Source organism: Streptomyces sp. W16 (genome assembly GCF_033194735.1).
In the GTDB taxonomy this organism is placed as follows: Bacteria; Actinomycetota; Actinomycetes; order Streptomycetales; family Streptomycetaceae; genus Streptomyces.
In genome coordinates this window covers 1-5,883 of record NZ_JAWOAI010000566.1, presented here as the reverse complement: position 1 = coordinate 5,883, position 5,883 = coordinate 1, and the positions used below count along the sequence as shown (strand labels likewise).

The following is a 5,883-nucleotide window of genomic DNA, read 5'->3' as shown; positions in this document are numbered from 1 at the left end:
GCGTCCGACAGCGGGGCAGCGGCGTCGGCCAGCCCGCGCGGGCCCAACAGCGTCAGGACGGCGACGGCGACGAGGGTGTACACGGCGAGGGTGATCCCGAGCGCGATCGGGATGGCGCGCGGGATGGTACGGGCGGGGTCGCGGACCTCCTCGCCGAGCGTGGCGATACGGGCGTAACCGGCGAAGGCGAAGAACAGCAGGCCTGCGGCCTGCAACACTCCGCCGACGGTCGTGTCCGGGCCGATGTCCAGCCGCGCGGAGTCCGCGCGGGCGGAGGTCAGCGCGGTGACGACCACGGCGGCGAGCACGGCCAGGACGACCGCGACGACGACACGGGTGAGGAGGGCGGACTTCTGCACCCCAGTGTAGTTCACCGCGGTCAGCGCGACTACGGCGGCCACGGCCACCACGTGGATCTGGCCGGGCCAGAGATAGGCGCCGACCGTGAGTGCCATGGCCGCGCAGGAGGCCGTCTTGCCGACGACGAACGCCCAGCCGGCCAGGTAGCCCCAGAAGTCGCCCAGGCGTTCGCGGCCGTAGACGTAGGTGCCGCCGGACTGCGGATAGCGGGCGGCCAGCCGTGCCGAAGATGTCGCGTTGCAGTAAGCCACGACGGCGGCCAGGGCCAGAGCGAGCAGCAGTCCGGAACCGGCGGCGTCGGCCGCCGGGCCGAGGGCCGCGAAGATCCCGGCTCCGATCATCGACCCCAGACCGATCACCACGGCGTCGGACACGTCCAGACGCCGCTTCAACCCACCCGTGCCTGCGGGCGCTCTCTCCGCGTTCATCGCTCGCACCTCCTCGTACTCGGCGCACGGTAGCGGAGGAGAGGGTCACCACGACCGGTCGGCGCCCCCGGTGGCGACCGACCGCTCGCGTGTGCCGCGCACCCGGGGGAGGCGTGGCCTTGTCGGGCAGTGCCGCTTGCCTGGCGTCAGCTGGTCGTGCGGCCCCAACTCGGCCCTACGAACTACCACTCCGTACCCCAGGAGTCGATACGGCGCTGGTCCAGCCGGTACCGTGCGACGGCCCCGGTGCCGAACGCCGTACCGGCGAAGGCGAGCGCGGCGGTCAGGCCCAGGACGGCGGATTCGAGAGCCGCCTCCATCGAACTCGGCGGCTCGATGGTGAAGTTGCCTGCGGAGTCCAGCCAGACCACGACCTTGGATCCGGCCTTCTGCCCCGTCTCCACCAGCGTGCTGCCCGCACGGAGTGTCGCTCGGTGCGCTGCGCGGCGAACACCTCGGCGGCGGCGTGGGACGTCACCAGGCCGGCGAGTGTGCCACCCAGCAGGACCACCGCCCACACGACCAGGACGATCCAGGCCTCGACGACGTCGTCGTGCCGGCGCAACGGATTGCTCCGCAGTCGCCACAACCGCTTCTTCACATGCCTGTTCCTGCCCCTGGGTCTACACCGCCTCGTCGTGTACGCCATGTCGAAGGTGCCAGTCGCGAACGTGGCGTCGCTCGGGCCGAACAGGGGCTGCGGAATGCCCCATCGGCACCGCACTCCGGGCCCGCATGGGCCGTTCAGCCCGCTGTAGCCGAGGCGTCGCCGGAATCCGGCCTGGAGGCAAGGGCGTTCGGCAGCCGTTCGTGGATCTCGAAGACGCCGCCGAGCTGGGCGTGGCGCAGGATCCGCAGGAAGCCAGTACCACTGGTGACGAACCGGAGCCGTCCGCCCCGGGCCGCTGTCCGGTTCTGTGCCCGGCACAGCACACCCAGCCCGGCACAGTCGATGAACGACACGGAGCGCAGGTCCAGTACGAGATCGGGGCGGGGGCCCGCGGTCAGCATGTCCAGGCGGGCCGACAGCGGCTGCCCCGTGAGGAGGTCGATCTCGCCGCGCAGCGCCACGACGGTCGTCCCGGCGATCACCCGTTCCGAGGAGCGCAGGGCGGCGGTGGTGTGGATCTCGGTCATGGTGCGAGCCAACCGGCCAAGTGGTCCCGCCCGGAAGGGCCGACCGGCCCCGTCCAACTGTTCGACCTGGGCCGTTCGGCCCAGCCCGCGGACGCCCGGTCGCAACGAGCCCGTCCGGCCGGACGATGAGGGCCGACCGGCCCAAGCCGGAACGGACGGACCCGGACACGCTGGACACGCGGGGGCAGCCGACCGAGTGGGGAAGGTACGTCATGAAGGGCTTCGTCTTCCACGGCCCGGGACAGTTCTCCTGGGACACCGTCCCGGATCCCGGCATCAAGGACGCCACCGACGTGATCGTGCGCGTCGACGCCGTCACCATCTGCGGAACCGATCTGCACATCCTCAAGGGCGATGTGCCCGAGGTACGCCCCGGCACCGTCCTCGGCCACGAGGCGGTCGGCGAGGTCGTGGAAGCGGGCTCCGACGTCCGGACCGTAAGACCCGGGGACCGGGTCCTGGTCTCCTGCATCACCGCCTGCGGGCGCTGCGCCTACTGCCGCAAGGCCATGTACGGCCAGTGCCGCGGCGGCGGAGGCTGGATCCTCGGCCACCTCATCGACGGCACCCAGGCCGAGTACGTCCGCGTCCCGCACGCCGACCTCTCCGTACACCCGCTGCCCAGCACACTGGACGCCAAGGACGCCGTCCTGCTGGCGGACATCTTCCCCACCGGGTACGAGGTGGGCGTACTCAACGGACAGGTGCGCCCCGGAGACACCGTCGCCGTCGTCGGAGCCGGCCCGGTCGGACTGGCGGCGATCGCCACCGCCCGGCTGTTCTCGCCCGAGCGCGTCGTCGCCGTGGACCTGGCCCCCGCCCGACTGGACGCGGCGAAGCGGTTCGGCGCCGACGCCGTCGTGGACGCCCGCGAAACCCCCGAGCAACTGATCGCCGACCTCACCGACGGGATGGGCGCGGACGTCGTCATCGAGGCGGTCGGCGTACCGGAGACCTTCGAACTGTGCACCCGCGTGGTGCGCCCCGGAGGACACGTCGCCAACGTCGGCGTGCACGGCAAACCCGCGACCCTGCACCTCGAAGACCTGTGGATCAAGAACATCACCATCACCACCGGCCTGGTCGACACCCACTCCACACCCACCCTGCTGCGCATGGCGGCGGCAGGCCGGCTGCCCACCGGCGCGCTGGTCACCCACACCTTCCCGCTGGACCTCATGGAGGAGGCGTACGACGTCTTCGCCAAGGCCGCCGACACCGGCGCCCTCAAAGTGGTGCTCGGCGGGACCCGGCACGAGGAAGTCGCCGTCCCGGCGGCAGGACGAAAGGAAGTGACGAACCATGCCTGACCCGTTCCCGATGACCGTGACGGAGGGCTCACCCACGGGTGACCTCGGACGCCGGATCGCCGTACGGCGCACGGCACTTGACCTCTCCCGGGAGGAGACGGCCGACCGCGCGGGCATGGCGGCGAGCTACCTCCAGTACCTGGAGGAGTTTCCCGGTGCCGCCCCGGGCCGGAGTGTTCTCCTCAGGCTCGCCGAGGTCCTGCACACGACCGTGACGGACCTCGCCGGAGGCGGCAGCGACCAGACGCCCGGCCCGGGCCGGGCAGGCCCCGACCCGACGTTCACCGAGCTGACCGTCCAGGAGTGCCGCGCGTTGCTGTCGACGCACGGGGTGGGCAGGATCGCGGTGCCCACCGCTTCGGGACCAGTCGTCGTACCGGTCAACTACAGCGTGGTCGACGGCGCGATCGTGTACCGGACCGCTCCCGGTGCGACGCCGTCCCGGGCGGCGGGCCGACAGGTGACCTTCGAGATCGACCGCATCGACGACGCGTTCGGCGAAGGCTGGAGCGTGCTGGCACTCGGCCGCGCGCGGACCGTGACCGATCCTGACGACGTGTTGCGTCTGACGGAACACGCGTTCAGCACGCCGTGGGCCGGCGGCCCACGCGAGGAGTGGGTCCGTATCGACGCGCTGAGCCTCACCGGACGTCGGATCACCACGCGCCAAGGGACCTTCTCCGAAACGAGCGGGACTGATGGCCCCTCACCCGCCGACTCCGCGGGGCGAAACATCGAGTGACACCCACAGACACCCGCAGACCCGCGCACAGGGCGAGAGACGGACTGGCTGATGTATTCCAACGACGGATTCCGTGAACTGGAACGACACGAGTGCCTGCGCCGACTGGGCCTGGCACCCGTCGGCCGCATCGTGCACACCCGCCAGGCCCTGCCGGCCGTACTGCCCGTGAACTTCTCTCTGGACCACGACGGCGCGGTGCTGCTGTGCGCCTCCGCGGCCTCGGAGCTGGTGCGCGCGATCGACGGCTCGGTGGTCGCCTTCGAGGCCGACGCGGTCGACGCCGTCGCGCACTCCGGCTGGAGCGTCGTCGTCACCGGGTCGGCCACCGTGGTCACCGACCCGGCCGAGCACGAACGCCTGGTCCGAACCGGCCCGTCCTCCTGGGTGCCCTCGCCCCAGGAGGTCTTCGTACGCGTCGAGCCCGAGCTGGTGACGGGACGTGAACTCGTGGGTGGGCGCTCGATGTACGGGGTGGATCTCACCGGCGCGACCTGATGACCGGAGCCCGTTCCTCCGAACGATGCCTGGACCGTACGGCCCCACAGGAAGAGGCCGTACGGCGTGTCAGCGGGTTCCTGTGGCCCCTGCCCCGGTCCGTCCGCGCAGGACGAGCATCGCCACCGGAGCCGTTGTGCGCATGGGCGGCCCCTTCCCGCCGAACACGGTGAGCACGCAACAGCCAGAAGGGAAACGGGACATGACTCTCCATCATGTGGTCGTCGGAGTGGACGGTTCGCTGATCTCGGTCCGGGCATTGGACTGGGCCGCGGACGAGGCCGTGCGACGCGGCGTCGAACTCGATGTCGTGTACGCCGTGCCGGACAGCGACGAGGCCGGACCGGTACTGGCGTCCGCGGTCACACGCGTCGGCGCACGTCATCCCGAGCTGTCGGTGATGACCCGGGACGCCGTCGGCGGTCCGGTGCACACGCTCGTGCGTGCGAGTGAGCGCGCGGACCTCACTGTCGTGGGAACCCGGGGCATGGGCGGCCTCGCCGGCCTGCTGTTCGGCTCGGTGAGCCTGCGGCTGGCCGCGCAGGTGCACAGCCCGTTGCTCGTCGTCCGCGGCGACCACCCGTGCGACGACGGACGGCCCGTCCTGCTCGGCCTGGAGGGCGACAGCGACGAGGAAACGGCGCTCTACGCCTTCCAGGAGGCCGAGCGGCGCGGTGTCCCGCTCCGCGTCCTGCACTCCTGGACCCACCGGCACGTCACCCCCGAACTGCCCTCACTGGTCCCGGCGACCAGCCCCGGCCAGGAGCAACTCGCCCAGCGGGGAAGGGCGGAAGACTCCGTTCCGCGCTTCACCCTGGCCCGGCTGAGTCAGCGGCACCCCGGTATCCAGGTCGAGAGCCGCACGGTCCGCACCGGCCCGGCGCACGCCCTGCTGGACGCCACGCGGGACTGCTCCGTCGTGGTCGTCGGCGCGCATCACCGCACCCACTGGTTCGGCCCGCGGCTGGGCACGGTGGCGCACACCCTGCTGCACCGCTCCCACTGCCCCGTGGTCGTGGTGCCCACCGCCAACTGACCCCGCGGACAGGGACGTTCGGGCCCCTGACCGGGGACCTGTAGCCCCTCCGCCACCACCGCCCGCCGCGAGACATTGAGGGCGCAACGAGAGCCGTCGAATCCCAAGCATCGTTCCCTCGAAAGGGATGAGCATCATGGCAGTCCAAAACCACCCCCAACACCACCCGCGATTCCGCTTCCCGTCCCTCCACCCGACCGGAACGGCACAGGCCGCCACCGATACGACGGCGGCGACCACTGCGACGCGTGCCTATGCCTTCGCGTCTCTGCGTCTGCTGACCGGGTTCGTTTTCTTGTGGGCGTTCTTGGACAAGACGTTCGGGTTCGGTTATGCGACTGCGTCCGGTAAGGGTTGGATCGATGGTGGTTC

At 71.1% G+C, this 5,883-nt stretch carries 7 protein-coding genes and 1 pseudogene; 5 read left to right on the top strand and 3 right to left on the bottom strand.

Annotated features, from left to right (window positions below):
• The 3 genes from R6V09_RS43890 to R6V09_RS43880 form a co-directional block, all read right to left on the bottom strand.
• The coding region (locus R6V09_RS43890; protein ID WP_317887076.1) for an APC family permease at positions 1-788 on the bottom strand (788 nt) is incomplete at its 3' end.
• Positions 789-970: 182 nt separating this feature from the next.
• A complete protein-coding gene (locus R6V09_RS43885) occupies positions 971-1,192 on the bottom strand; it encodes a hypothetical protein (protein ID WP_317887075.1) in 222 nt (73 codons plus the stop codon).
• A 340-nt stretch (positions 1,193-1,532) separates the two neighbouring features.
• Positions 1,533-1,925, bottom strand: coding sequence for an STAS domain-containing protein (locus R6V09_RS43880; protein WP_317887074.1), 393 nt, complete (start codon positions 1,923-1,925; stop codon positions 1,533-1,535).
• A gap of 212 nt (positions 1,926-2,137) precedes the next feature.
• On the opposite strand from R6V09_RS43880, the gene R6V09_RS43875 reads away from it, so the two are divergent.
• The 5 genes and pseudogenes from R6V09_RS43875 to R6V09_RS43855 form a co-directional block, all read left to right on the top strand.
• On the top strand, positions 2,138-3,235 hold the full coding sequence (locus tag R6V09_RS43875) for a zinc-dependent alcohol dehydrogenase family protein (RefSeq protein ID WP_317887077.1): 1,098 nt from the start codon (positions 2,138-2,140) through the stop codon (positions 3,233-3,235).
• On the top strand, positions 3,228-3,977 hold the full coding sequence (locus R6V09_RS43870) for a helix-turn-helix domain-containing protein (protein WP_317887073.1): 750 nt from the start codon (positions 3,228-3,230) through the stop codon (positions 3,975-3,977). The genes R6V09_RS43875 and R6V09_RS43870 overlap by 8 nt, the downstream gene beginning before the upstream one ends.
• A 51-nt stretch (positions 3,978-4,028) precedes the next feature.
• Positions 4,029-4,475, top strand: a complete 447-nt coding sequence (locus R6V09_RS43865; RefSeq protein ID WP_317887072.1) for a pyridoxamine 5'-phosphate oxidase family protein — start codon at positions 4,029-4,031, stop codon at positions 4,473-4,475.
• Between the two features lie 202 nt (positions 4,476-4,677).
• On the top strand, positions 4,678-5,511 hold the full coding sequence (locus R6V09_RS43860; RefSeq protein WP_317887071.1) for a universal stress protein: 834 nt from the start codon (positions 4,678-4,680) through the stop codon (positions 5,509-5,511).
• A gap of 136 nt (positions 5,512-5,647) precedes the next feature.
• Positions 5,648-5,883: pseudogene (locus R6V09_RS43855) on the top strand (hypothetical protein); the annotation flags it as partial.

Excerpts from the sequence above, each read along its gene's own strand:
- R6V09_RS43860 (WP_317887071.1), top strand. The coding sequence starts at position 4,678 with ATGACTCTCCATCATGTGGTCGTCGGAGTGGACGGTTCGCTGATCTCG.
- R6V09_RS43870 (WP_317887073.1), top strand. The coding sequence starts at position 3,228 with ATGCCTGACCCGTTCCCGATGACCGTGACGGAGGGCTCACCCACGGGT.
- R6V09_RS43875 (WP_317887077.1), top strand. The coding sequence starts at position 2,138 with ATGAAGGGCTTCGTCTTCCACGGCCCGGGACAGTTCTCCTGGGACACC.
- R6V09_RS43865 (WP_317887072.1), top strand. The coding sequence starts at position 4,029 with ATGTATTCCAACGACGGATTCCGTGAACTGGAACGACACGAGTGCCTG.
- R6V09_RS43880 (WP_317887074.1), bottom strand. The coding sequence starts at position 1,925 with ATGACCGAGATCCACACCACCGCCGCCCTGCGCTCCTCGGAACGGGTG.